The organism is Spiroplasma endosymbiont of Tipula paludosa, from assembly GCF_964264785.1.
GTDB lineage: Bacteria > Bacillota_I > Bacilli_A > Mycoplasmatales > Nriv7 > Nriv7.
The window spans coordinates 1,271,227-1,296,177 of the sequence record NZ_OZ183484.1 but is presented as its reverse complement, the minus strand read 5'-3'; the positions used below and the strand labels follow the sequence as shown (position 1 = coordinate 1,296,177).

Genomic DNA, 24,951 nt, shown 5'->3' with positions numbered 1-24,951 from the left:
AAGAGGGAAAAATATGAATATGAATGGAACAAAGCGTTTATTAATGGCTTTAACTAGTATTACATTAGGTTTAGGAACAGCGACAATCGGTTTAGTTGCTTGTTCAACAGGGACAGTTACTTTTGATAAAATCACAAGTCAAGAAGCAATTGAACAACTTAGAACAAGTTTTGCTAATACTGTTAATACTTTAAAGACAAGAATTAAAACTTTGGAAACTCAATATGATGTACAAAAACAAGCATTTATAGCAGTAAATGATAAGATTAAAAACCTAATTAAGAGTGTAAAAACTATTGGAGAAAATAATGATGCATTATTACTAGAACTTAAAACACAATATGATGCTATTAAATCAAATGATACAGTTGTTGTAATTAAAGAGTTAACTGAATTTAATAGTGAAAAAACTATTGCTTTAAAGTATGTTAAGGCTCTTGAAGACTACCGATTTCAAAAAGAAAAAGCTTTAAATGAGAAATTAGCTGAGAAGGATACTCAAATTACTAAATTAAATGACCAAATTAAAATATATACAAAACAAGTTAACTTAATTACTGATTTAGTTGCTACTTTTGGTAAAGAAGGTAGTTTAAAAGAACTTAAAAAAGTAAAAGAAGAAGCGAAATTTGAAGACCAAGTTGATCATATTAAAGCTGAGTTTGAAAGAATAATTAAAGAAAAAACTAAGCTTAATACTGAAAATGAAGCAAATAAGCAAGAAATTAAGGATGCTAATGAGGCTTTAGATGCTTTACAAATAGCGATTGATACTGGTAAAACCGTTAAAACTGAATTAGAAACTGCTGTTGACAACTTAGAAAATTTAATTAACGACTTCAAACAATAAGAGGCAATATTATGATGTTTAAAAATCTTTTAAACCTTTTAATTGTAGCTAGTTTGACAGTTGGGGTAGGGGTTACTTTAACAGCTTGTGCTGATAAAGCACCAATTCCTACGGAACAAAACTTAATTGTTAAAGATAGTATTTTTGATGAAATTGTTAATAACACTTTATTTCGCGTTGAAAAACAAAGTTTAGTGAATAAAATTAATGATTTGACTAATCAAATAAAAAATCTTGATAAAAATATTGATTTAACTATTGCACAACTAGAAAATATTAAGGTCAAATTAGAAATTAAGAGCTGAATTATACTTGTAAGTGCAAGTAAATAAAATTGCAAAAGATTTCATATAAAAATTTCATGATGCTAAGTTTATTTTAGAAAAAGTAAATTTAAGGAGTTTTTATATGGGATACAAACATCTTGGCATAGATGAAAGAATTTATATTGAGAATCAATTGAAATTTAAAGTAAAAATTAGTGAAATAGCTAAAAATCTTAATCGAAGTATTAGTACTATTAATCGAGAAGTTAATAGAAATAAAGATAATAATCATTATTTTTCATTAATTGCACAAAATAAAGCAGAAAATAGAAAACAATTACATGTTTATTTTCATAAATTTAAAAATAGAGAATTAGTAAAATATGTACAACAAAAATTATTATTAGGTTGATCGCCTGAACAAATTTATGGCAGAATTAAAAATTTTCATCAAGAATGAATTATTAGTTTTAAAACAATTTACAATTGAATTTATTCTGGATTACTTGAAAAGGTTACTAGTAAAAATTTAAGAAGAAAAGGTAAGAAACGAAAATCTCAAGAAAATCGGGGTAAATTTAATGGTAAATCCATTAAAGAACGAAATGTTAATAATCGCATAACTCTTGGCCATTGAGAAGGTGATACTGTAGTATCATCACGAGGTAAAAGTAAATCATGTTTAATAACTTTAGTTGAAAGAACATCAAGATTTACTTTAGCAATATTAGTTGAAAATAGAACTACTAAAGTTATTAACAAAAATATTAGTCATTATTTATCAATTCTTCCAAATAATCTTGTTAAGACTATAACATTTGATAGGGGTAAAGAATTTGCTAATTGACAACAACTTGAAAAAAATTTAAATGTGAAAATTTATTTTGCTGATGCATATTCACCTTGACAAAGAGGTACTAATGAAAATACTAATGGTTTAATTAGAGAAAAATTTCCTAAAAAATTTAATTTTTCAAACACTACTAAAAATGCAGTTCATAAATTTATATTGTCTTTAAACCAAAGACCAAGAAAAATACTAAATTATCTTTCGCCAATCGAATATTTGGTTAGAAAAATAATTTAGTTGCACTTAACTTTACAATTTGGCAAGATTAAAAAATACCAAGATGAATTAGCACTTTTAAATGCTGATTTACAAAAATTGGATGAGTTAGTTAATAGTTTTGGTAAAGATAAATTAAAGGATATTAAACCTTTTACGGGTTCTAAAACTGATTGAAAGGGTAAAATTGCCCATATTAAAGCTGAATTTTTACGAATAATTGGTGAACGAAAAGATTTAATTAAGGAAAATCATAGTTTAATAATACAACTTATTAAATTGTATTTTGAAACTGAGTTTGATTTTAATGTCCACAAATTAAATACTGGTAATACCAGATTAGATGCGTATAATAAGGCAAAAGAATTAATTAAAACTTTATTAGGTGATGATTATCAACTTTTAAAAATTTCATTTAAAGGTTCAGAAACTGATAATTTAACTGGTAATTCAGAATGATACGATATGGATATTACTATTGGTAAAGAAACGGCAACGATTCGTTTTAAAGTAAAAAATGTTGGTTTTATTAGAAAATCAAATGAAGAAATTTTAACTTTAGTTAAAAATTTTTTAAAAATTCGCTATAACTGAGGTTTGAAAGAACTTACAAACTCAAGGAGCGAAGCTATTGCTCTTTTAAAAGAACAATTACAAAAATATTTGGGAAAAATAAACTATGATCAAGTAAGTATTGAGGATGGAACACCAATTTCAAAAAATAATAAATTAACTTCTTTTTTTGGTGAAACAGATCTTGATTTAACTGTTAAAGTTGGTAGTTTAGATGAAGTTTCATTAAGTTTATATTTAAAAGGCCTTTCACATATATAAAACTTATATAATGCCAAATTGTAAAGTTAAGTGCAACTAAATTATTTTTATTATTTTTCTAACCAAATATTCGATTGGCGAAAGATAATTTAGTATTTTTCTTGGTCTTTGGTTTAAAGACAATATAAATTTATGAACTGCATTTTTAGTAGTGTTTGAAAAATTAAATTTTTTAGGAAATTTTTCTCTAATTAAACCATTAGTATTTTCATTAGTACCTCTTTGTCAAGATGAATATGCATCAGCAAAATAAATTTTCACATTTAAATTTTTTTCAAGTTGTTGTCAATTAGCAAATTCTTTACCCCTATCAAATGTTATAGTCTTAACAAGATTATTTGGAAGAATTGATAAATAATGACTAATATTTTTGTTAATGCCAAATTGTAAAGTTAAGTGCAACTAAATTATTTTTCTAACCAAATATTCGATTGGCGAAAGATAATTTAGTATTTTTCTTGGTCTTTGGTTTAAAGACAATATAAATTTATGAACTGCATTTTTAGTAGTGTTTGAAAAATTTAATTTTTTAGGAAATTTTTCTCTAATTAAACCATTAGTATTTTCATTAGTACCTCTTTGTCAAGGTGAATATGCATCAGCAAAATAAATTTTCACATTTAAATTTTTTTCAAGTTGTTGTCAATTAGCAAATTCTTTACCCCTATCAAATGTTATAGTCTTAACAAGATTATTTGGAAGAATTGATAAATAATGACTAATATTTTTGTTAATAACTTTAGTAGTTCTATTTTCAACTAATATTGCTAAAGTAAATCTTGATGTTCTTTCAACTAAAGTTATTAAACATGATTTACTTTTACCTCGTGATGATACTACAGTATCACCTTCTCAATGGCCAAGAGTTATGCGATTATTAACATTTCGTTCTTTAATGGATTTACCATTAAATTTACCCCGATTTTCTTGAGATTTTCGTTTCTTACCTTTTCTTCTTAAATTTTTACTAGTAACCTTTTCAAGTAATCCAGAATAAATTCAATTGTAAATTGTTTTAAAACTAATAATTCATTCTTGATGAAAATTTTTAATTCTGCCATAAATTTGTTCAGGCGATCAACCTAATAATAATTTTTGTTGTACATATTTTACTAATTCTCTATTTTTAAATTTATGAAAATAAACATGTAATTGTTTTCTATTTTCTGCTTTATTTTGTGCAATTAATGAAAAATAATGATTATTATCTTTATTTCTATTAACTTCTCGATTAATAGTACTAATACTTCGATTAAGATTTTTAGCTATTTCACTAATTTTTACTTTAAATTTCAATTGATTCTCAATATAAATTCTTTCATCTATGCCAAGATGTTTGTATCCCATATAAAAACTCCTTAAATTTACTTTTTCTAAAATAAACTTAGCATCATGAAATTTTTATATGAAATCTTTTGCAATTTTATTTACTTGCACTTACAAGTATAATTCAGCTAATAACTTTAGTAGTTCTATTTTCAACTAATATTGCTAAAGTAAATCTTGATGTTCTTTCAACTAAAGTTATTAAACATGATTTACTTTTACCTCGTGATGATACTACAGTATCACCTTCTCAATGGCCAAGAGTTATGCGATTATTAACATTTCGTTCTTTAATGGATTTACCATTAAATTTACCCCGATTTTCTTGAGATTTTCGTTTCTTACCTTTTCTTCTTAAATTTTTACTAGTAACCTTTTCAAGTAATCTAGAATAAATTCAATTGTAAATTGTTTTAAAACTAATAATTCATTCTTGATGAAAATTTTTAATTCTGCCATAAATTTGTTCAGGCGATCAACCTAATAATAATTTTTGTTGTACATATTTTACTAATTCTCTATTTTTAAATTTATGAAAATAAACATGTAATTGTTTTCTATTTTCTGCTTTATTTTGTGCAATTAATGAAAAATAATGATTATTATCTTTATTTCTATTAACTTCTCGATTAATAGTACTAATACTTCGATTAAGATTTTTAGCTATTTCACTAATTTTTACTTTAAATTTCAATTGATTCTCAATATAAATTCTTTCATCTATGCCAAGATGTTTGTATCCCATATAAAAACTCCTTAAATTTACTTTTTCTAAAATAAACTTAGCATCATGAAATTTTTATATGAAATCTTTTGCAATTTTATTTACTTGCACTTACAAGTATAATTCAGCAAATTAATAATAAAATAGACTTGGTACATAACTATAACTAGCTTAATTCAAAATTATATATTCCTGAAATTAAGTTAAATCGTAATCCAAATCTTCTAATCTTATTGCGATAACGATAAACTAGTATTTTAAATCTTTTTAATCTAGCAAAAACATGTTCAATGGCAATTCTAACTTTACTTAAAAAGCTATTATATTCCTTTTTATCTGGATTTAAGGGATTATTTTTACTCTTTTTAATTGGCAATAATGTATTTTTATGAACATTTTGCAAACCTTGATAGCCTGAATCGGCAATTAATTCTAATTTTGGATTTATAAGTGTATTTGATTTTAAAAATAACTTATAATCATGAATACTGCCATAACAAAAATCTACTGAAATAATTTTATTGTTAAATAAATCAATAATTATTTGCGTTTTTAATGAATGTTGCCTTTTCTTACCAGAAAATAATAATTTTAGTTTTTTTTAATTCTTTCAATTGGAATTTCTGTAGCATCAATTGCTAATAAATTATTATTAGTAACTTTATGTTCCAATAATATCTTTTTGCCAGGTATATGAAAGTGACTATTTTTTATTAGAGTATTTTCAACTCAAAAGATATTACGAATACAACTAACATGACTAATATTATATTTTTTTGCAATAATACGATATGTACTATATTCTTTTCAGTATTCTAAAGTCATAAGTAATCTTTGCTCTATTGATAATTTATTTGGTCTACCACCAATTTGTTTTTGTTTAGCTTTAGCTTCTTTTAAAATTTCTACCATTTTCATGAAAGTTTTATATTTTATGCCTATTAGACTATAAAATTCATTTTCGTCTTTGTATTTATCTAACATTTGTACTTCACCTAGTAAATAATATTAGACTTGGTACATAACTATAACATTTTATGCCGACTAAACTATAAAATTCATTTTTATCTTTGTATTTATCTAACATTTGTATTTCATCTAAAAAATAATTATCAAAATAGTAGATAAAATTAAAGGTTATGTACCAAGTCTAATAAATAAAACACACTTTGTATAAAGTGTGTTTTTAACATATGTGATTATTTGTTTAAAAAGTCTCATAGTTTAGTGTAATTCGGTTCCACTGATGTTTCTTCGTTAATATCAATATAGATAACGATGTTGTTTTCATCTAATACTAATAAGGTTCTTGCTAGAAGTTCTAGTTTTTGGATTACTAAACCAGTTTTAATGCCGAAATCACGGTATTTGTAATCAGATATAAGGATGTGATTATTGTCTTTAAAACTTTCACAAGCTTTATTTTGGGCGAAGGGTAGGTCTCTTGAAATTGTAATTAGTTGCATATTTTCTAGTTTACTAATATTTTCGTTCATATGTTTAGTTTGGGTTAAACAAGTGCTAGTATCAACACTGGGGACAACTGAGATTACTTTCTTTTTATTGACGATATCAGTTATTTTAAAGTCTGACATATTAAGATTAGTGGCGATAAAATCAAGAGTTTCACCAATTTTAATTGGTTCTTTAATTAATTGTAAAGGTTTTCCTTTCATTTTTACTTCCATATTAGTCCTCCTTAGGGTATGTATAATTTAATTATATAAAGAAATGATGTAATATAATATATAATATAAATAATTTGATAAAGGATGAAGTTATGCAACCAAAATATTTTTATGTTTCAACGCCAATATATTATCCGAATAATGAATTGCACTTAGGACATGCGTATACAACAGTTTTAAGTGATGTTTTAGCGCGTTATAAGAAACAACAAGGTTATGAAGTATTTTTTACTACTGGTAGTGATGAACACGGACAAAAAATTGCTAAGGCGGCACAATTAGCAAATATTACCCCCCAAGAATTTGTTGATGGCATCGTTAATAAGTTTAAAGATTTATGAACAGCCTTACACATTGATTATTCTAAATTTATTAGAACTAGTAGTCAAGAACATACTATTGTTGTTGAAAAAATCTTTAATCAGTTATTAGCCCAAGAAGATATTTACTTAGATCAATATGAAGGTTGATATTGTATTGCTTGTGAAGAATTTGTTACTAAATCACAAATTTCTCGTGATAAGTTGCATTTATTATGTAATCAACAATTAAAGTTTTTACAAGAAGAAAGTTATTTTTTTAAAGTTTCAAAGTATCAAAAACAATTGTTAGCTTATTATCATCAACATCCTGACTTTATTTATCCCGAATCACGAATGAATGAAATGATTAATAATTTTTTAAGTCCGGGACTTCAAGATTTAAGTGTTACAAGAACAAGTTTTAATTGAGGGATTCCGGTTAAAGAAAATTCCAAACATATAATTTATGTTTGAATTGATGCTTTAAGCAATTATTTAAGTTCATTAGGTTATCTTTCATCAGATAATAGTGAATTTAATAAATATTGAGGCGAAAATAGTGAAATTGTGCAATTTTTAGGTAAAGAAATTACTAGATTTCATGCTATTTATTGACCAATCCTATTAATGGCATTAAATATTCGTTTACCTAATAAATTAATTAGTCATTCGTGAATCACAATGAATAATGATAAAATGTCAAAATCAAAAGATAATAGTATTAATCCATTACAATTAATTAATGAGTATGGTAGTGATGCTTTACGATTTTTTCTTGTTAATGATTTACATATTACCAGAGATAGTAATTATAGCTTACAATTATTAATTGATTCTTATAATAGTAATTTAGTTAATAATTTAGGTAATTTATTATCAAGAACAATGACAATGACCGAAAAATATTTTAATAATGTTATTCCGCAGTATGTTCCTAGTACTAATGATTTAGATAAGGCATTAGAACAACACATTCATTTAACAATTGAAAGTTATGAAGCAAAAATGGATCAATATTTAATTAATGATGCTGTTAAAGCAGTAATTGAATTATTACATTATGCTAATAAGTATATTGAAGAAAGAACTCCTTGAATATTATTTACTAATCATGATGTTAATTTAAATAAAGTTATTAATAATTTATTACAAGTTTTAAAAGTAAGTGCGTATTTATTACAACCTGTTTTAGTAACGAAAAGTATTGTTATTTTTCAACAATTAAATATTAATTACGAACAGTTAAATTTTACAAATTTAACTAATTTTCAAGACTTAGATAATGTTAAAATTAATTTGAAACAAATATTATTTCCGCGAATAAATAATAGTTAATTATTTTTAATTTAAAGGAGGATATTTTATGAAAATTACTAAAGATTCTAATAAATGATGGTTCATTTATGAAATCGTAATTGCTGTCTTTACATTATCAGTTTTAATTTTTGGCTATGTTGAACATTTAATAACTAAAACTTGAATGCGAAGTATTGATGAGCCTTTTTCTTATACGGGTTTTCAAGGTCAATATTTTAGTTATTTTACAATTCAAAGTAATATTATTGTTTTTGTGTGATTTTTATTAGCAGCAATTTATCACTTTAAAAGTGATAAACCACTAGTTTTAAGACAAGGTGGTTTAATTGTCATCTCATTATATATTTCTATTACTTTTATAACATATATGACAATGATGCTCCCTTTTGCGGCGACAACAATGGCACCGATTACTTGATTTGAAAATATGAGTCAGCATTTAATTATTCCATTATTAGTAATTTGTTATATGTGTTTTCATATTGGTGAAAAACCAATTGTTATTAAAGAATATTTAAAGAAAAAATTATGAATTAATTTTCTTTATCCATTGTTTTACTTTTTATATATTATTCTTCGCTTGTATATGGGAGTATTAGATGATAAACCAACTTTATTGTATTTCCCTTATTTACCTAAATTAGATGTTGCGAATTGATTGTTAGTTGTTTTAGTTATTATCGCTAGTATCATTATTTTGATTTTATTTGTTGTTGTTAATATCTTTTATTGTTATATAAATAATAAAATATATGAACGAAAAGAAAAATAATCAAAAACCGCTAGAGTAGGGGGATATTTGACTTTTTAAGGTATTTTTTATATAATTAATAGGATAAGGTATAAATTAGAAATGAAGAGTTACTACTTTTTTTATGTAGTTTTGGTTTATATTGAGTAAAAATGAGGTATTAAAAGCTATGAATAAAATAGAAATAACAGGTCAAAAAATTACAAATTTAAACTATAAAAAAGTTTTAAATAAATGACAAATAGAAGTAGATTAAAATGGTTAAACGATGATTAAATATTTTAATTGTGACTGTTTTTTCGTTAGGAATTGGTACTAATTTAATTGCTTGTTCTTCGCAAACAAGGGCAAAAAATTTCATTAAGGAAGAAATTACGAATAATCAGTTATTAAATGAGGAAATAAACGCGTTAAAAAGAAAAATTGCGATTTTAACAAATGATTTTCAGGAGTTAATTAGCCAAATTGTAAAGTTAAGTGCAACTAAATTATTTTTCTAACCAAATATTCGATTGGCGAAAGATAATTTAGTATTTTTCTTGGTCTTTGGTTTAAAGACAATATAAATTTATGAACTGCATTTTTAGTAGTGTTTGAAAAATTTAATTTTTTAGGAAATTTTTCTCTAATTAAACCATTAGTATTTTCATTAGTACCTCTTTGTCAAGGTGAATATGCATCAGCAAAATAAATTTTCACATTTAAATTTTTTTCAAGTTGTTGTCAATTAGCAAATTCTTTACCCCTATCAAATGTTATAGTCTTAACAAGATTATTTGGAAGAATTGATAAATAATGACTAATATTTTTGTTAATAACTTTAGTAGTTCTATTTTCAACTAATATTGCTAAAGTAAATCTTGATGTTCTTTCAACTAAAGTTATTAAACATGATTTACTTTTACCTCGTGATGATACTACAGTATTACCTTCTCAATGGCCAAGAGTTATGCGATTATTAACATTTCGTTCTTTAATGGATTTACCATTAAATTTACCCCGATTTTCTTGAGATTTTCGTTTCTTACCTTTTCTTCTTAAATTTTTACTAGTAACCTTTTCAAGTAATCCAGAATAAATTCAATTGTAAATTGTTTTAAAACTAATAATTCATTCTTGATGAAAATTTTTAATTCTGCCATAAATTTGTTCAGGCGATCAGCCTAATAATAATTTTTGTTGTACATATTTTACTAATTCTCTATTTTTAAATTTATGAAAATAAACATGTAATTGTTTTCTATTTTCTGCTTTATTTTGTGCAATTAATGAAAAATAATGATTATTATCTTTATTTCTATTAACTTCTCGATTAATAGTACTAATACTTCGATTAAGATTTTTAGCTATTTCACTAATTTTTACTTTAAATTTCAATTGATTCTCAATATAAATTCTTTCATCTATGCCAAGATGTTTGTATCCCATATAAAAACTCCTTAAATTTACTTTTTCTAAAATAAACTTAGCATCATGAAATTTTTATATGAAATCTTTTGCAATTTTATTTACTTGCACTTACAAGTATAATTCAGCAAATAAATAATATCAAATAACATTCGTCAACTTTGAGGATTATAATAATACAAAATCGCACCGTAGAATCACGCAATAATAAATAAAGTGCGATTTAAAGCCACAAAATCATATAGTCTTAAATTTATTTTTTTAAACAATAGCATCACTTAAATCACACTTTCTTTATTTTTATTACTATCTGCCGGGCATTAATTTTTCAAACATTTTGAAAGCGATTAAAAATAAACCAATAATCACGCCAAGCAAGAAAACTCAATATGTAGCAAAAAAATTAACGACATTTGGCATATTGCCACCAATAATATCAGTTCAAATATTACCGAACGCTGTAATTAATGCTTTTCATAAGTTAGTAACCGCTTGTTCACCAGTAATTTTTGCTGGTGCATCGGCCAAGAAAGTTCCAATCATATAATCACCCCCTTTCTAAACAAAATATGATTTAACCTTATAAAATGCTGAATTATACTTGTAAGTGCAAGTAAATAAAATTGCAAAAGATTTCATATAAAAATTTCATGATGCTAAGTTTATTTTAGAAAAAGTAAATTTAAGGAGTTTTTATATGGGATACAAACATCTTGGCATAGATGAAAGAATTTATATTGAGAATCAATTGAAATTTAAAGTAAAAATTAGTGAAATAGCTAAAAATCTTAATCGAAGTATTAGTACTATTAATCGAGAAGTTAATAGAAATAAAGATAATAATCATTATTTTTCATTAATTGCACAAAATAAAGCAGAAAATAGAAAACAATTACATGTTTATTTTCATAAATTTAAAAATAGAGAATTAGTAAAATATGTACAACAAAAATTATTATTAGGTTGATCGCCTGAACAAATTTATGGCAGAATTAAAAATTTTCATCAAGAATGAATTATTAGTTTTAAAACAATTTACAATTGAATTTATTCTGGATTACTTGAAAAGGTTACTAGTAAAAATTTAAGAAGAAAAGGTAAGAAACGAAAATCTCAAGAAAATCGGGGTAAATTTAATGGTAAATCCATTAAAGAACGAAATGTTAATAATCGCATAACTCTTGGCCATTGAGAAGGTGATACTGTAGTATCATCACGAGGTAAAAGTAAATCATGTTTAATAACTTTAGTTGAAAGAACATCAAGATTTACTTTAGCAATATTAGTTGAAAATAGAACTACTAAAGTTATTAACAAAAATATTAGTCATTATTTATCAATTCTTCCAAATAATCTTGTTAAGACTATAACATTTGATAGGGGTAAAGAATTTGCTAATTGACAACAACTTGAAAAAAATTTAAATGTGAAAATTTATTTTGCTGATGCATATTCACCTTGACAAAGAGGTACTAATGAAAATACTAATGGTTTAATTAGAGAAAAATTTCCTAAAAAATTTAATTTTTCAAACACTACTAAAAATGCAGTTCATAAATTTATATTGTCTTTAAACCAAAGACCAAGAAAAATACTAAATTATCTTTCGCCAATCGAATATTTGGTTAGAAAAATAATTTAGTTGCACTTAACTTTACAATTTGGCATTTATTAATTGCTTTGTATGTTTTATATACTAGACTTGGTACATAACTATAACATTTTATGCCGACTAAACTATAAAATTCATTTTTATCTTTGTATTTATCTAACATTTGTATTTCATCTAAAAAATAATTATCAAAATAGTAGATAAAATTAAAGGTTATGTACCAAGTCTATTGTCTTTAAACCAAAGACCAAGAAAAATACTAAATTATCTTTCGCCAATCGAATATTTGGTTAGAAAAATAATTTAGTTGCACTTAACTTTACAATTTGGCAATTTTCAAAATATTAGTGATTTTTTAAATAAAATAATTGAAAAAGATGTTAATTTCTTTGATGAGATAGTAGATATTGACTATTCTAATAACAAAGAAGATGATTTAATTAATGCTAAAAAAATTGCTAATTTTTATAAAAACAAATTTGGTTGAAAAGTTAAAGTAGGTTTCACATATAGATTAAAAAATTTTGTTATTTCGTTAGATGATTATCATTTTAAATTTACTAAGTTTCTTGATGACACATTTGTTGTCCCTATTAATAAAAGTGTTATTGAAGATCAAGATTTTATTAAGGTTTTTGGTTAATAAAAATATAAATTTAAAACAAGACTTGTAAAAAAAGTCTTGTTTTTATTTGGGAGACAAATAAGATATAATTTAAGGGAAATAAATTAAAAGGTATTAAAGTAGGTGATTTAAATGGTATATGATGTAATTGTTATTGGCGGGGGACACGCTGGGGTGGAAGCAGCTTTAGCTTGTGCACGGTTGAAACATAAGACACTGATGGTCACTCTTGATCCAACAAAGATTGCGAGTATGCCTTGTAATCCATCAATTGGTGGTCCTGCTAAGGGAATTGTTGTTAGAGAAATTGATGCTTTGGGTGGTGAGATGGCTAAAGCTGCGGATAAAACAGCATTACAAATGAAGCTATTAAATAGTTCACGCGGACCAGCAGTGTGAGCAATAAGAACGCAATCCGATAAGATTGCATATAGTAAATATATGTATGATGTTATTAGGCAACAAGATAATTTAACGGTACTATCAGCAATGGTAAATGAGTTATTAATAGAAAATCATACTGTTAAGGGTATCATTTTAAATGACGGTACAATAATTAAAGCTAAAAAAGTTATTTTAACAACAGGTACTTATATGGAAGCTAAAGTTTTACAAGGGTCTAGTGTTAAACAGGAAGGTCCTGATGGACAAAAAGGTTCTTATGGAATATCAAAACAATTAGCACAATTAGGATTTAAAGTTATTCGCTTAAAAACTGGAACACCACCACGAGTTCATAAAGATAGTATTGATTACAGTAAAATGCAATTAGAATTAGGAACTGATTTACCATTAGCATTTTCTTTTTCTACAAAAGAGTTTGTGCCTTTAAAAAAACAAGTTCCTTGTTGACTTATTTATACTAATGAAAATACCCATCAAATTATTAATGAAAATTTAAAGGCATCAGCAATGTATCGTGCTATCCCCACTAGTGTTGGACCAAGATATTGTCCAAGTATTGAAGATAAGGTTGTTAGATTTGCTGATAAATCACGACATCAAATTTTTTTAGAACCAGAATCAGTTGCTTTAGAAACAATTTATGTTCAAGGATTTTCTACATCAATGCCGATTGATATTCAAGATCGGATGTTAAGAACTTTGCCGGGATTAGAAAATGTTCAAGTTCTTAAATGAGCATATGCCATTGAATATGATGCTATTGATCCTTTACAACTAAAACCAACCTTAGAAACCAAAATAATTAAAAATTTATTTAGTGCTGGACAAATTAATGGTACTAGTGGTTATGAAGAAGCTGCTTGTCAAGGATTAATGGCAGCGATTAATGTTCATTGTCAATTAGTGAATAAAGCACCATTTATTTTAAGAAGAGATGAAGCGTATATTGGCGTTTTAATTGATGACTTAGTTACTAAAGGAGTATCGGAACCTTATCGGTTATTAACTTCACGAGCTGAACATCGGATTTTTTTAAGAAATGATAATGCTGAAGATCGTTTAAAACAATATGCTTATGATATTGGTTTAGTAAGTAGGGTAGAGTGAGATGAATATCAAAAGCAATGTCAATTACAAAATATTGTTGAAAATGAATTAAGAGTAACACGATTTACACCTAATTCAACAATTCAAAAGGCATTACAAGAGAGTAATTTTTCATTGTTAACTGCTGGTATTAGTGCGTGAGATTTACTAAAACGACCAGAAATATCATTGAATTTTTTAGTACCTTATGTTACTAGTATTAATTTATTAAATCAAAATCAAAAAACTAATTGTGAAATTAGAAATAAATTTAGTGGTTATTTAGATCGGCATCAAAAGCAAATTCCGCGAAAAATTAAATTAGAAAAAAAACAAATTCCGCGAGATATTAACTATGATTTTGTTGCTAATATTGCTATTGAAGCCAAAGAAAAATTAAAGTTAGTTCAACCGCTAACAGTCGCTCAAGCTTCACGAATTTCGGGAGTTAATCCCGCCGATATTGTATCATTGTTATTTCATTTACAAAAAAAATATCCACAAACTAGTTAATAATTAGTTTGTTAAGGTGGGAATAAAGTGGATAAAATCTTTAAATTAATAAATAGTATTAATGTTGCTAGTATCTTTGCTCTTCCCATTTTTGGTTGTAGTCTTTCTGTTACTGATCAAGCAGTTATTTTTGCTAATCATCCATTAAGTATTTATGATAATGCAACAACAAAAAACTTTTATAATTCATCAATTGATATTTTAGATAATTATTGAATTATTGATAATATTGCTGATAAGAGTACGCAATTGTTATTTTGACAAAATATGTTGAATACGCATACTAAAAATAAAACAAAATATTTTATTGCTTTAAATCATAATTTTGCTAATAATATTCCTAATTTAACAAAAGAGTTAGAAAAGTCGGTTGCTACGGGTAATAAAATTATTACCTTAGATTATGATTATGTTCATAATTCTGTTAGTAATAAAATTGTTAATTTAGTTGAAATTAAATTTGATGTTTTGACAATGGGTTATAATTTAGGATATCAATCAGGTATTTATATGTTAAAAAATCATCAAGATTTTACAATGATTGATAATAAAATTCAAGTTAGTGCTGTTGAATATTTAAATGATCAATTAGCACAACGATTAACTTTTGGGTTTCAACAAGGACTATATCAAGCGCAAATTGATAGTAAACAAGATGGTGGTTATGAGTTTAATTTTGTTGATTGACAAACATCAATTGATAATCGTGATCCTTTAATTATCTCTGATTGGAATCGTAATAATATGTATAATACTGCAAAAGCATTATTAGAAAATCATCAAGTTAGTTTAATTTTTGATCCGTTGTTATTATATAGTAATAATTTAGTAAAAGCTTTTATTGATAATAATGATAATTTAAAAAAACATTATTTTGTTAGTGTTGATATTATGAATAAAGAAAAATATCATATTAAACCCAAAAATTATTTACTTGCTAGTATTAATCGTAATTTTACGGGTATATTATCTAAAATTTATCATTCTGAGGAAATAAAACCACAGTTATTAACTGATTGAAATTTCGTTAGTGATATTATTGTTGATATCCAAGATATTAAATTTTCTCATCAACAATTTGATAATAATAAATTTGTGTGAAAGCCTTTGCAATGTAATGTTATTAATGCTCCATTATCACAACATTTTTGTAAAGAAGGAACTAGCTAATGTCATCACCTTTAATTGAATTTAATAATGTTTATAAACAATATCAAGATAATTTAGTTTTAAATAATATTACTTTAAAGGTAAATTCTGGTGAAATTCATGCCTTAGTTGGTGATAATGGGGCTGGTAAAACAACTTGTGTGCGTTTATTAGCTGGTTTGGAAAATCCCACCAATGGTGTGATTAAAGTTGCTAATAAACGCATCGGACAGTTTTTGACTCCTAACTATCAAATTAGTTATGCTGGACAAGATACTTACTTTATTCCTGATTTTAGTGTTTGACAAAATATAGTTTTGGGAAATGAACCACAATTTTTGAAAATATTTATTAATTGAGGAAAAACTGAAGCTAAAATTGAAAAATTAATGCGGAAGTATAAAATTTATGTTGATTTAAATAAACAGTTTGGGATTCTTTCATTATCAGAACAAAGAAAGGTGGCATTACTAAGAGCCTTGTACCAAAAACCACGAATTTTAGTTTTAGATGAGCCAACAGTCGGTTTACCGTTGGAACAAGAAGAGGAGTTTTTACCAATTTTTAAATCTTTTATTAAAGATAAAATTACAGTAATTTTTTCAACACGAAGTAAAGAATTTGCTAAAGCAGTGTCAAATCATTATTCGTTATTAAATAAAGGTCGGATTGTGTGGACAAAGCATAATAAAAATGTTTTAAAAGTAAAGAAAATTCAACATAAATATTGAACAACAATGATTGACCATAAAAAAGAATCTTTTAAAAAAAGGGAATTAGTATTATATGCTGAAGATATTAGTTTTAATAAACGCAATTATCCAAAATTAGAAGGCATTGATTTAATTTTACAAGTTGGTGAAATTTTAGGAGTTTATGATCGCACAAATATTAGTAGTTCCTTAATTGGGGATATAATTTCAGGAAAAACTAAATCACCAACAGTAAGAATATTTTTTAAAAATGATAGTATTAATAAAAAGAATCAGGCGTATCGTTATAAATTAGGCATTGATTTAGTACCAGAAAATTTTTTACAAGATGCAACTATTGATAGTTATTCTTTAATTGATAATTTTATTTTATGACATCATAATAATCCTAAATATTTAAATGCTGGGGTTTTAAGGCGTGATGATATTTGATTTAAATTAAAAAAGATTTTACAAAATTATCAAATGCCTGATTTTATTAATGGTAATAGTATTGCCAATACTTTATCTAATGGTGAATTACAAAAATTTGTTTTAGCAAGGACATTAGAAACAAACCCGAAAGTTGTTATTTTAGTTAATCCGTTAATGCATTTAGATAATGATTCAGCAAAATTGATTATTAATCGTATTATTGCCTTGCAAAAAAAAGGCGTAGCATTTCTTTTAATTGATTGTGATTCGCATCTTTTAGAATTATTAGCTAATCGGGTGACAGTTATTCAAAATGGGAGAATGGTTGCTACCTTAGAAGGGGATGATGTTAAAAGTAATATTTTAAACAATCCACTGATTCTTTCTAAAAAACGCGAAGATTTGATTGATAAACATATTCAAATTACTAAAAGTGAATTAAAATATAAAAGTATTTCTCGAAAAGTTTTATTGTGGCAAAAAATTATTAATAAAATTACAATAGTTAAAGATAAAATTGTGCAAGTAATAGCGACAATTAAAATAAGGATTACTGGTGGTTAGAAATGAATATTATAAGAAATTTTTGAACTAACAAAAAATTAAAAGCAGCAACGGTGGTTTCATTAACAGTAGTTTTGCTTTTTGTCTTATCGGCAATAATCTTTACGCTTTTTAAAGTTAGTTCTTTGAAAGCATATGATACATTATTTTTAATGCCTTTTAATGATATTAATCATTTTCATAATTTTGTAAATTCATTTTCATATTTGCTATTAGCATCATTAGCTTCGTTAGTAGCATTTCGGTTTCGAATTTATAATCTTGGAGTTATTGGGCAAATGATTATTGGGGCAACAATCACATTTATTACTTCACGATTATTAAGTGCTGTTGGTATTACTACTAAATTTACAACAATGTTATTAATTTTAGTATCAATTATTGCAGGGGCATTGTATGCTCTCATTGCTGGTTTTTTTAAAACTTATTTTAAGATTAATGAAATGGCATCAACTTTGTTGCTTAATATTATTGCTTTTAATATTTATTATCATTTACCAGAATGAAGTCAATATAATGATGGTATTATTAATAATAATGCTTCTTTAATAATTAAATTAAGTATGACGGTTTATTTTTCTATTACAATTTTTATTGCTTTGTTTATTTATGGTTTTGTAACGATTTTATTAGATCGTCGCGTGTTTGGTTTTCGTTTAGAATTAACCGTTGCTAATGCTGAGGCGGCGCAATATGCAAGATTAAATCCTAATGCTAAGCAATTAATTATTATGACAATTTCAGGAGCAATTGCCGGAATCGCAGGCTATACTTATTTTGTTGCTAATCTAAATAAATTAGGAACATTAAGTTCAACAATGTTACAAGAATTTGATAATTTGTTGATTCCCTTATGAGCATTTAATTCGCGTATTGGGGTTTTGTTGCTTAGTATTTTAGTTGGTTTAATTCGTTCGCAAACTCAATTTCTTTCGTTGACATCATTTGATTATGAAATCATTGATATTATTTTTTCATTTTGTATTACCATTTCTGTTTTAGTAAGTTATATTATTTTATGAAAACAAGAACCAAAGTTTTTAATTAATTTTAGAATGCGGGAGGCGTTAGTAAACCAACGACCTGATGTTAATGATGCAACTAATATAATTAATAAGGGGCGACGATAATTATGAATATTGTTAATATTTTTATTAGTAGTTTATCATTATCAGCACCATTACTATTCGCAGCTATGGGATGTTTAATAATGCAAAAAGCGGGGATTTTAAATTTTGGTGTTGATGGCGTAATGATTTTAGGGGGGTTATCGTATGCAATTGTGATTAAACAATATTTATTTCTTGGTGATAATATTTGTTTTTTAGGTTTTTTTTTAGCATTTGTTATTGGTATGGGATTAGGTTTAATTCATGCGGTATTAACGGTTTCTTTAAAAACTAATCAGTTTCTTGTTTCATTTATTTGAAATTATTTGGCTTTAGGTTTGAGTTCGCTAATTTTAATATTTAATTATGGACAAAGAACATTAGATGCTAATGAAATTTTTATTGCTCCAATATTTATCGGATATCCGTTATCTTTAGTTTTTATTTTTAATGTTATTTTAATATTAGTTGTTTCTTCTTTTTTCTTTTTAACGCGAATGGGGTTATATTTTAAAGCAGCTGGAAAGAATGCTGTTGTTTTAACTTTAAGTCAAATAAATGTTGTTAAAATTCGTTATTTAGCAGTTATTGTTGGCTTTGGTTTAATAGCATTAGGTGGTGCATTTTTTACAAACCAAAAAGGCACTTTTGATGTTAGTGTTAATAATATCGGATTAATTGCTTTTGCGATTGTGGCATTAAGTCAATGAGCAGTATTTCGCAGCGTATTTTTTACTTATTTAGTAACAGTTTTACTTGAATTTAGTGGATTTTTACGACAAGATAGTAATAAGTGATGATGGACAATATTACCTTATGTTTTACCATTATTAATTGCGCCACTATTTGCATTATATGAAAAAAATGATCGGATGCCAAAAATGTTAAATACGCCGTATACGAAGGAAAAAAGTTAAGATGTTAGTTAGTTTATTAAAGAAAATAAATATTGTTTGTTCTAATGAACAAATAAAACAATTAGAAAAATATTTTGAATTATTGCAACAATGAAATGAGAAAATGAATCTTACAACAATAATTAGTAAAGAAGAGGTTTATCAAAAACATTTTTTTGATTCATTGTTATTAACAAAAAATGTTGTTTTAGAACAACAACTCATATGTGATGTTGGTACGGGAGCTGGATTTCCAGGAATCGTTATTAAGATTTTATTTCCGAAGGTTAAATTATTTCTTGTTGAAGCAATTACTAAAAAGTGTTTATTTTTACAAGCAGTAGTTGAAAACTTATTTTTAAAAGATGTAACGATTATTAATAATCGTGTTGAAAATATTGCGATTCAATATCGTGATTTTTTTGATATTGTTACTGTCAGAGCGGTTGCTCAGTTGAATATGTTATTAGAATTATGTATACCAATTGTAAAAGTTAAAGGAATGTTTATTGCTTTAAAATCAGAAACTAATCAAGAATTATTTAATAGTCAAAATGCTTTAAAAGTTTTAAATACAGAGTTAATATCTACTTATAGTAGTAATTGAAATTTTTTAGGTAAAAGAACAATTTTATATTTTATTAAGCAAAAAGCGATTGATAAATTATATCCGCGAGATTTTGCTAAAATAAAACGGTGACCATTATAATTTTTAATAAACTCTTGTTATAATGTTAATATAATTAGGTAAAATATTTGGGAATCTTAAAAAAGGAAGTTAAAATTTATGGCTAAAGTAATTGCAATTGCTAATCAAAAAGGTGGTGTTGGCAAAACGACAACATCAATAAATCTTGCTGCTGGTTTGGGCAGATATGGACAAAAAGTTTTGCTGATTGATTTAGATCCACAAGGAAATAGTACAACAGGAATTGGTGCTGATAAAAGTAAAATTGAAAGGTGTATGTTTGATGTTTTAGTTAATGATATTGCTCTTAGTGAAATTATTCAAAAAAATGTTTGTCAAAATGTTGATTTAGCACCAGCAACATTATCATTAGCAAGTGCTGATTTACATTTATTAGAACAATCTAAGGATAAGCAAAATATTTTGTTGGATAAGTTAAAAGGTATTCTTAATAATTATCATTATATTATTATTGATTGTCCACCATCATTAGGATTATTAAATCGTAATGCGTTAAGTGCATCTAATACGGTAATTATTCCGATTCAAGCTGAATATTATGCTTTAGAAGGATTAACGCAATTGTTAACTTCAATTAGATTTGTTCAACAAAGAAGTAATAAAAATTTAACTATTGAAGGTATTTTATTAACAATGTTTGATACTAGAACAAAGTTATCGTATGAAGTAATGCAAGAAGCACAAAAGTATTTTAAAGAGAAAGTATATAAAACTTATATTCCGCGAAATATTAAAATATCGGAAGCGCCATCAAATGGGGATGATATTTTTAGTTATGCCGAAAATTCATCGGGGGCAATTGCTTATATGGAACTAGTTAAGGAGGTATTGCTAAATAATGGCACAGAACAACAAATTAATAACTAAAAAAAGATTATTGGTTAAAGGATTAGATAAGATTTTTGGTGAAGAAATTAATGATTTAATTAGTGAAATTGAAGCCAATGATGAAATTAAGCAAAATGCGGTTAAAATTTCATTAGATGAAATTCGTAGTAATCCTTATCAACCACGAATTGTTTTTGATGATGCTGAGATTACACAATTAGGACAATCAATTGTTAAGCATGGGGTTATTCAACCAATTATTGTTAAGAAATCAATTAATGGTTATGAAGTTGTTGCGGGAGAAAGAAGAATGCGGGCTTGTAAAAAGGTCGGATTAACTCATATTCCAGCAATTATTATTAATTTATCTGATAATTTATCTGATAAACAAATGATGGAAATTGCTTTAATTGAGAATATTCAAAGAGTTGATTTAAATACCATTGAAGAGGCACAAGCATATCGTGATTTAATGAATAAATTAAACTTAACGCAAGGTGAAGTGGCAATGCAAGTCGGAAAGTCACGGTCACATATTGCTAATATTATGCGAATTTTAAATTTACCGCAAAAAATCCAAGATTATGTTTTAAATGGTCAATTAACGATGGGGCAGGTGAAGCCATTATTAGCTTTACAAGATGATATGGAATTAGTTTCTCGTTTAAGTGAACGCATTTTTAAAGAAAATTTAACATCTAGAAAGGTTGAAGATATTGTTCGGGCCTATCAATTACAAATTGGTAAGAAAGATAAAAATGAACAAAAAGTTGGTGTTTTGCCAAAGTGAGAATATGCACCTGTCGCTGAAAAAATGATTAGAATTTTAGGAACTAAGGTTGTCATTGATGATAATCGTATTATCATTAAGTTTTCTAATGATAAAGATTTGAATCGCATTTTGGAAGTTCTTAAAATTATTTAAATTATTAAATAATTTTCTGTAAAATAAATCAGATTTTAAATTTTTCTAAATAATAGAAAAATTGCGATTTTATTAAGATTATTGGTATAATTAATAAATAAATATTTGTTTTAGGAAATTAATATTTTATACTATTAGCATTTTATTTATTTTTATTAATTAAATATTAAATATGAAAGAGGAATAAAGAAATTATGTCTTTAAAAGCAGGAATTGTTGGATTACCTAATGTTGGAAAATCAACATTATTTAATGCCATTACCAATTCTAAAGTTGAAGCTGCAAATTATCCTTTCACAACGATTAATCCTAATGTTGGTATTGTTAAAGTACCCGATAGTAGACTTAATAAGTTGGAAGAAATTTTTCAACCTGAGAAAGTTATTGCTAATAATTTTGAGTTTACAGATATTGCGGGACTTGTTAAAGGGGCATCATTAGGCCATGGTTTAGGTAATAAGTTTTTAGGTCATATTCGTGAAGTTGATGCGATTTGTGAAGTTGTGCGTTGTTTTGATGATAGTAATGTTAATCATGTTGAAACTACGATTGATCCGATTAGAGATATTGAAATTATTAATTTAGAATTAATTTTAGCAGATTATGATATCGTTATTAAAATATTACAAAAATTAGAAAAACTTGTTAAAAATGATAAAAATCCAGTTTTACTGAAAGAAATTAATTTATTAAAGAAAATTAAAGAAGCGTTATTTGATGGTAAACCGATTCGGCGTTTAGAATTAACAGTTGAAGAAGTTAATTTGATTAAACATTATAGTTTTTTAACTAGTAAACCAATTTTGTATATTGCAAATATTAGTGAAAAAGATTTAGTGGATAAAACTAATAAGTGAGTTGAAAAAGTTAAGGATTATGCTATTGCTGAGAAATCACAAGTTATTGTTATTTGTGCAAAAACAGAATTAGAAATTTCATCGTTAGAAGATAATGATAAAGAAGAGTTTTTAAAATCATTAAATTTAGAAACATCAGGCTTAGATCAGATGATTTCAAAAACATATCGCACATTAGGTTTATCAACATTTTTTACAGCTGGTAAGAAAGAAGTTCGTGCTTGAACATTTAAAAGTGGTATGGAAGCTGTTGAATGTGCTAGTATTATTCATACTGATATTTCTCGTGGTTTTATTAAATTAGAAGTTTATAGTTATGATGATTTAGTTAAATATGGTAGTGAGAATGCCGTTAAATTGTCAGGAAAGTTACGATTTGAAGGGAAAAATTATTTAGTTTCTGATGGTGATATTTGTTATTTCCGTTTTAATGTTTAAAGTCTTTAAGTTATTGAGCATTTTTATGTACAATAAAGTAATTATTATAGTGTAAAATAAATTAGTAGTTAAAAACTAATTTATTTTTTTATATATTAAAAGAAATGGAGATAATGGATGAAGAAAATACGATTACGCTATGCACCTAGTCCAACAGGATATTTACATATTGGTGGTGCCAGAACAGCAATTTTTAATTATCTATTTGCTAAACATTATAATGGCACATTTATTGTGCGAATTGAAGATACTGATTTAGAACGAAATGTTAGTGGTGGTATTGCGTCACAATTAGATAATTTGCGATGATTAAATATTGTTATTGATGAAACTATTGATACATTAGGTAATTTTGGTCCATATCAACAAACTGAGCGCTTACAAATTTATATTAAATATGCTAATGAGCTTGTTACTAATAATTTAGCATATTATTGTTATTGTTCAGCAGAACAATTAAGTCAAGTGAAACAAAAGCAAATTGATCAAGGAATAGCGCCAAGTTATGATGGTAAATGTTGAAGTCTTTCTATTAGTGATATTAAAGCAAAAGAAGTTTTAGGGATTAAACCAAGTATTAGAATCCGAATTCCAGAAAATAAATCTTATATTCTTAATGATTTGGTACGAAAAGAAGTAATATTTGCTAGTAAAGATATTAGTGATTTTGTTATTATTAAATCAAATGGGGTGGCGACTTATAATTTTGCTGTTGTTATTGATGATTATTTAATGAAAATTAGTCATGTTTTACGAGGTGAGGAGCATTTATCTAATACTCCAAAGCAATTAGTAGTCTATGAAGCTTTTAATTGAACACCACCAATTTTTGGTCATTTACCATTAATTGTTAATGAAAATCGGAAAAAATTGTCAAAACGCGATGGAACAATTGTACAATTTATTAGTCAGTATCGCGAATTAGGATATTTACCAGCAGCGTTATTTAATTTTTTTGTTTTATTAGGTTGATCACCACCAGATACGCAAGAAATTTATTCAATATCGCAATTAATTGCTATTTTTGATGAAAATCGTTTTAGTAAATCTAGTAGTTTGTTTGATGTTAATAAACTTAATTGAATTAATAATAAGTATATTCAAAAATTAGATGCGATTGCTTACTGAGAATTATGTTTGCCATTTTTATGTAAAGTTTATGAAATAAAAGCATATCCGTTAGTTTGATGACAAGAAGTAGTTGCTTTGTATCAGCAAGAATTAATTTATGGACAACAAATAAGTGGTTTAGTTGCGATGTTTATTGAAGATGATATTGTGGCTACGGAAGTTATTGAATATTTAAAAACTAATGATGTTTTATTAGTCATTAATAATTTTAAGCAATTAATTCAAAATTTAAAGCAATGAGATGATGATAGTATTAATGGTATTATTACTACAATTAAAAAAGAACAAAATCTTAAAGGTAAAGACTTATTGATGCCAATTAGAATTGCTAGTTCAAAACGAATGGTAGGACCACAATTAGTAAAAACAATTAAACTTTTAGGTCAAAAAAAAGTAATGAATAATATTAATGAAATATTAGAAATATTTAATAGGGTGGGGTAAGA

The 24,951-nt window shown here is 25.8% G+C and carries 28 protein-coding genes; 19 read left to right on the top strand and 9 right to left on the bottom strand.

The genetic code is table 4. The features are described 5' to 3' along the window. Positions 1 to 19: 19 nt before the first annotated feature. The 4 genes from ACFEL5_RS07765 to ACFEL5_RS07750 all read left to right on the top strand — a co-directional run bounded on the left by ACFEL5_RS07765 (position 20) and on the right by ACFEL5_RS07750 (position 3,016). Entirely contained in the window at positions 20 to 850 is an 831-nt protein-coding gene (locus tag ACFEL5_RS07765; protein WP_375315388.1) for a hypothetical protein, read from the top strand. A 14-nt stretch (positions 851 to 864) separates the two neighbouring features. After that, positions 865 to 1,182 (top strand): hypothetical protein, encoded by a 318-nt coding sequence (locus tag ACFEL5_RS07760; RefSeq protein WP_375315387.1) that lies wholly within the window; start codon positions 865 to 867, stop codon positions 1,180 to 1,182. Positions 1,183 to 1,258: 76 nt separating this feature from the next. Continuing rightward, positions 1,259 to 2,203: an IS30 family transposase gene (locus ACFEL5_RS07755; protein ID WP_338966716.1), complete on the top strand. Its 945-nt coding sequence runs from the start codon at positions 1,259 to 1,261 to the stop codon at positions 2,201 to 2,203. Beyond that, the gene (locus ACFEL5_RS07750; protein ID WP_375315386.1) at positions 2,204 to 3,016 is read left to right on the top strand and encodes a hypothetical protein; all 813 of its coding nucleotides are present in this window, start codon (positions 2,204 to 2,206) and stop codon (positions 3,014 to 3,016) included. A gap of 36 nt (positions 3,017 to 3,052) precedes the next feature. Here ACFEL5_RS07750 and ACFEL5_RS07745 read toward each other — a convergent pair whose 3' ends face one another. From ACFEL5_RS07745 to tpx, 6 genes are all read right to left on the bottom strand, one after another. Continuing rightward, on the bottom strand, positions 3,053 to 3,418 hold the full coding sequence (locus ACFEL5_RS07745) for an IS30 family transposase (RefSeq protein WP_375315385.1): 366 nt from the start codon (positions 3,416 to 3,418) through the stop codon (positions 3,053 to 3,055). Next, positions 3,419 to 4,363, bottom strand: a complete 945-nt coding sequence (locus ACFEL5_RS07740) for an IS30 family transposase (RefSeq protein WP_375315190.1) — start codon at positions 4,361 to 4,363, stop codon at positions 3,419 to 3,421. Between the two features lie 76 nt (positions 4,364 to 4,439). Continuing rightward, positions 4,440 to 5,087 carry an IS30 family transposase gene (locus ACFEL5_RS07735; protein ID WP_375315384.1) on the bottom strand — a complete coding sequence of 216 codons (648 nt, stop codon included), beginning with the start codon at positions 5,085 to 5,087 and terminating at the stop codon, positions 4,440 to 4,442. Between the two features lie 145 nt (positions 5,088 to 5,232). Next, positions 5,233 to 5,652: a transposase family protein gene (locus ACFEL5_RS07730; protein WP_375315776.1), complete on the bottom strand. Its 420-nt coding sequence runs from the start codon at positions 5,650 to 5,652 to the stop codon at positions 5,233 to 5,235. 5 nt (positions 5,653 to 5,657) lie between these two features. Next, the gene (locus tag ACFEL5_RS07725; protein WP_375315019.1) at positions 5,658 to 6,050 is read right to left on the bottom strand and encodes a transposase family protein; all 393 of its coding nucleotides are present in this window, start codon (positions 6,048 to 6,050) and stop codon (positions 5,658 to 5,660) included. Positions 6,051 to 6,265: 215 nt separating this feature from the next. Further along, complete coding sequence (gene tpx / locus ACFEL5_RS07720) at positions 6,266 to 6,754, bottom strand: thiol peroxidase (protein WP_342189747.1); 489 nt, start codon at positions 6,752 to 6,754, stop codon at positions 6,266 to 6,268. Between the two features lie 92 nt (positions 6,755 to 6,846). Between tpx and metG the strand changes: the two genes are divergently transcribed. The 3 genes from metG (at position 6,847) to ACFEL5_RS07705 (ending at position 9,624) form a co-directional block, all read left to right on the top strand. Then, positions 6,847 to 8,391 carry a methionine--tRNA ligase gene (metG, locus tag ACFEL5_RS07715; protein WP_338967645.1) on the top strand — a complete coding sequence of 515 codons (1,545 nt, stop codon included), beginning with the start codon at positions 6,847 to 6,849 and terminating at the stop codon, positions 8,389 to 8,391. Positions 8,392 to 8,419: 28 nt separating this feature from the next. Further along, positions 8,420 to 9,145, top strand: coding sequence for a hypothetical protein (locus ACFEL5_RS07710; protein WP_342189745.1), 726 nt, complete (start codon positions 8,420 to 8,422; stop codon positions 9,143 to 9,145). Positions 9,146 to 9,381: 236 nt separating this feature from the next. After that, positions 9,382 to 9,624, top strand: coding sequence for a hypothetical protein (locus ACFEL5_RS07705; protein WP_375315383.1), 243 nt, complete (start codon positions 9,382 to 9,384; stop codon positions 9,622 to 9,624). Here the strand turns inward: ACFEL5_RS07705 and ACFEL5_RS07700 are convergent. Next, positions 9,608 to 10,552, bottom strand: a complete 945-nt coding sequence (locus tag ACFEL5_RS07700) for an IS30 family transposase (protein WP_375315382.1) — start codon at positions 10,550 to 10,552, stop codon at positions 9,608 to 9,610. The genes ACFEL5_RS07705 and ACFEL5_RS07700 overlap by 17 nt on opposite strands. A gap of 285 nt (positions 10,553 to 10,837) precedes the next feature. Continuing rightward, a complete protein-coding gene (locus tag ACFEL5_RS07695; RefSeq protein WP_338967750.1) occupies positions 10,838 to 11,074 on the bottom strand; it encodes a hypothetical protein in 237 nt (78 codons plus the stop codon). A gap of 154 nt (positions 11,075 to 11,228) precedes the next feature. Between ACFEL5_RS07695 and ACFEL5_RS07690 the strand changes: the two genes are divergently transcribed. Beyond that, the gene (locus ACFEL5_RS07690; RefSeq protein WP_338966716.1) at positions 11,229 to 12,173 is read left to right on the top strand and encodes an IS30 family transposase; all 945 of its coding nucleotides are present in this window, start codon (positions 11,229 to 11,231) and stop codon (positions 12,171 to 12,173) included. On the opposite strand, the gene ACFEL5_RS07685 is transcribed toward ACFEL5_RS07690, so the two are convergent. Continuing rightward, a complete protein-coding gene (locus ACFEL5_RS07685) occupies positions 12,157 to 12,306 on the bottom strand; it encodes a hypothetical protein (RefSeq protein WP_375315381.1) in 150 nt (49 codons plus the stop codon). The two genes, ACFEL5_RS07690 and ACFEL5_RS07685, sit on opposite strands and share 17 nt — an antisense overlap. A 144-nt stretch (positions 12,307 to 12,450) precedes the next feature. On the opposite strand from ACFEL5_RS07685, the gene ACFEL5_RS07680 reads away from it, so the two are divergent. The 11 genes from ACFEL5_RS07680 to gltX all read left to right on the top strand — a co-directional run bounded on the left by ACFEL5_RS07680 (position 12,451) and on the right by gltX (position 24,949). Continuing rightward, on the top strand, positions 12,451 to 12,786 hold the full coding sequence (locus ACFEL5_RS07680; RefSeq protein WP_375315380.1) for a hypothetical protein: 336 nt from the start codon (positions 12,451 to 12,453) through the stop codon (positions 12,784 to 12,786). 114 nt (positions 12,787 to 12,900) lie between these two features. Beyond that, positions 12,901 to 14,772, top strand: a complete 1,872-nt coding sequence (mnmG, locus tag ACFEL5_RS07675) for a tRNA uridine-5-carboxymethylaminomethyl(34) synthesis enzyme MnmG (protein WP_375315379.1) — start codon at positions 12,901 to 12,903, stop codon at positions 14,770 to 14,772. Positions 14,773 to 14,799: 27 nt separating this feature from the next. Continuing rightward, positions 14,800 to 15,942: a hypothetical protein gene (locus ACFEL5_RS07670; protein WP_375315378.1), complete on the top strand. Its 1,143-nt coding sequence runs from the start codon at positions 14,800 to 14,802 to the stop codon at positions 15,940 to 15,942. Then, positions 15,942 to 17,612: an ATP-binding cassette domain-containing protein gene (locus tag ACFEL5_RS07665; RefSeq protein WP_375315377.1), complete on the top strand. Its 1,671-nt coding sequence runs from the start codon at positions 15,942 to 15,944 to the stop codon at positions 17,610 to 17,612. Before ACFEL5_RS07670 ends, ACFEL5_RS07665 begins: the two co-directional genes overlap by 1 nt. A 2-nt stretch (positions 17,613 to 17,614) precedes the next feature. Next, positions 17,615 to 18,742 carry an ABC transporter permease subunit gene (locus tag ACFEL5_RS07660; protein ID WP_342189698.1) on the top strand — a complete coding sequence of 376 codons (1,128 nt, stop codon included), beginning with the start codon at positions 17,615 to 17,617 and terminating at the stop codon, positions 18,740 to 18,742. Between the two features lie 2 nt (positions 18,743 to 18,744). Further along, a complete protein-coding gene (locus ACFEL5_RS07655) occupies positions 18,745 to 19,638 on the top strand; it encodes an ABC transporter permease subunit (protein WP_342277612.1) in 894 nt (297 codons plus the stop codon). A gap of 1 nt (position 19,639) precedes the next feature. Then, a complete protein-coding gene (gene rsmG / locus ACFEL5_RS07650) occupies positions 19,640 to 20,326 on the top strand; it encodes a 16S rRNA (guanine(527)-N(7))-methyltransferase RsmG (RefSeq protein WP_342189696.1) in 687 nt (228 codons plus the stop codon). Positions 20,327 to 20,404: 78 nt separating this feature from the next. After that, a complete protein-coding gene (locus tag ACFEL5_RS07645) occupies positions 20,405 to 21,193 on the top strand; it encodes a ParA family protein (RefSeq protein WP_338967619.1) in 789 nt (262 codons plus the stop codon). After that, positions 21,165 to 22,079, top strand: a complete 915-nt coding sequence (locus ACFEL5_RS07640) for a ParB/RepB/Spo0J family partition protein (RefSeq protein WP_375315376.1) — start codon at positions 21,165 to 21,167, stop codon at positions 22,077 to 22,079. The genes ACFEL5_RS07645 and ACFEL5_RS07640 overlap by 29 nt, the downstream gene beginning before the upstream one ends. Positions 22,080 to 22,273: 194 nt before the next feature. Beyond that, the gene (ychF, locus tag ACFEL5_RS07635) at positions 22,274 to 23,374 is read left to right on the top strand and encodes a redox-regulated ATPase YchF (protein ID WP_342189694.1); all 1,101 of its coding nucleotides are present in this window, start codon (positions 22,274 to 22,276) and stop codon (positions 23,372 to 23,374) included. 117 nt (positions 23,375 to 23,491) lie between these two features. Next, on the top strand, positions 23,492 to 24,949 hold the full coding sequence (gene gltX / locus ACFEL5_RS07630) for a glutamate--tRNA ligase (protein ID WP_375315375.1): 1,458 nt from the start codon (positions 23,492 to 23,494) through the stop codon (positions 24,947 to 24,949). The last annotated feature ends 2 nt before the right edge of the window (positions 24,950 to 24,951 follow it).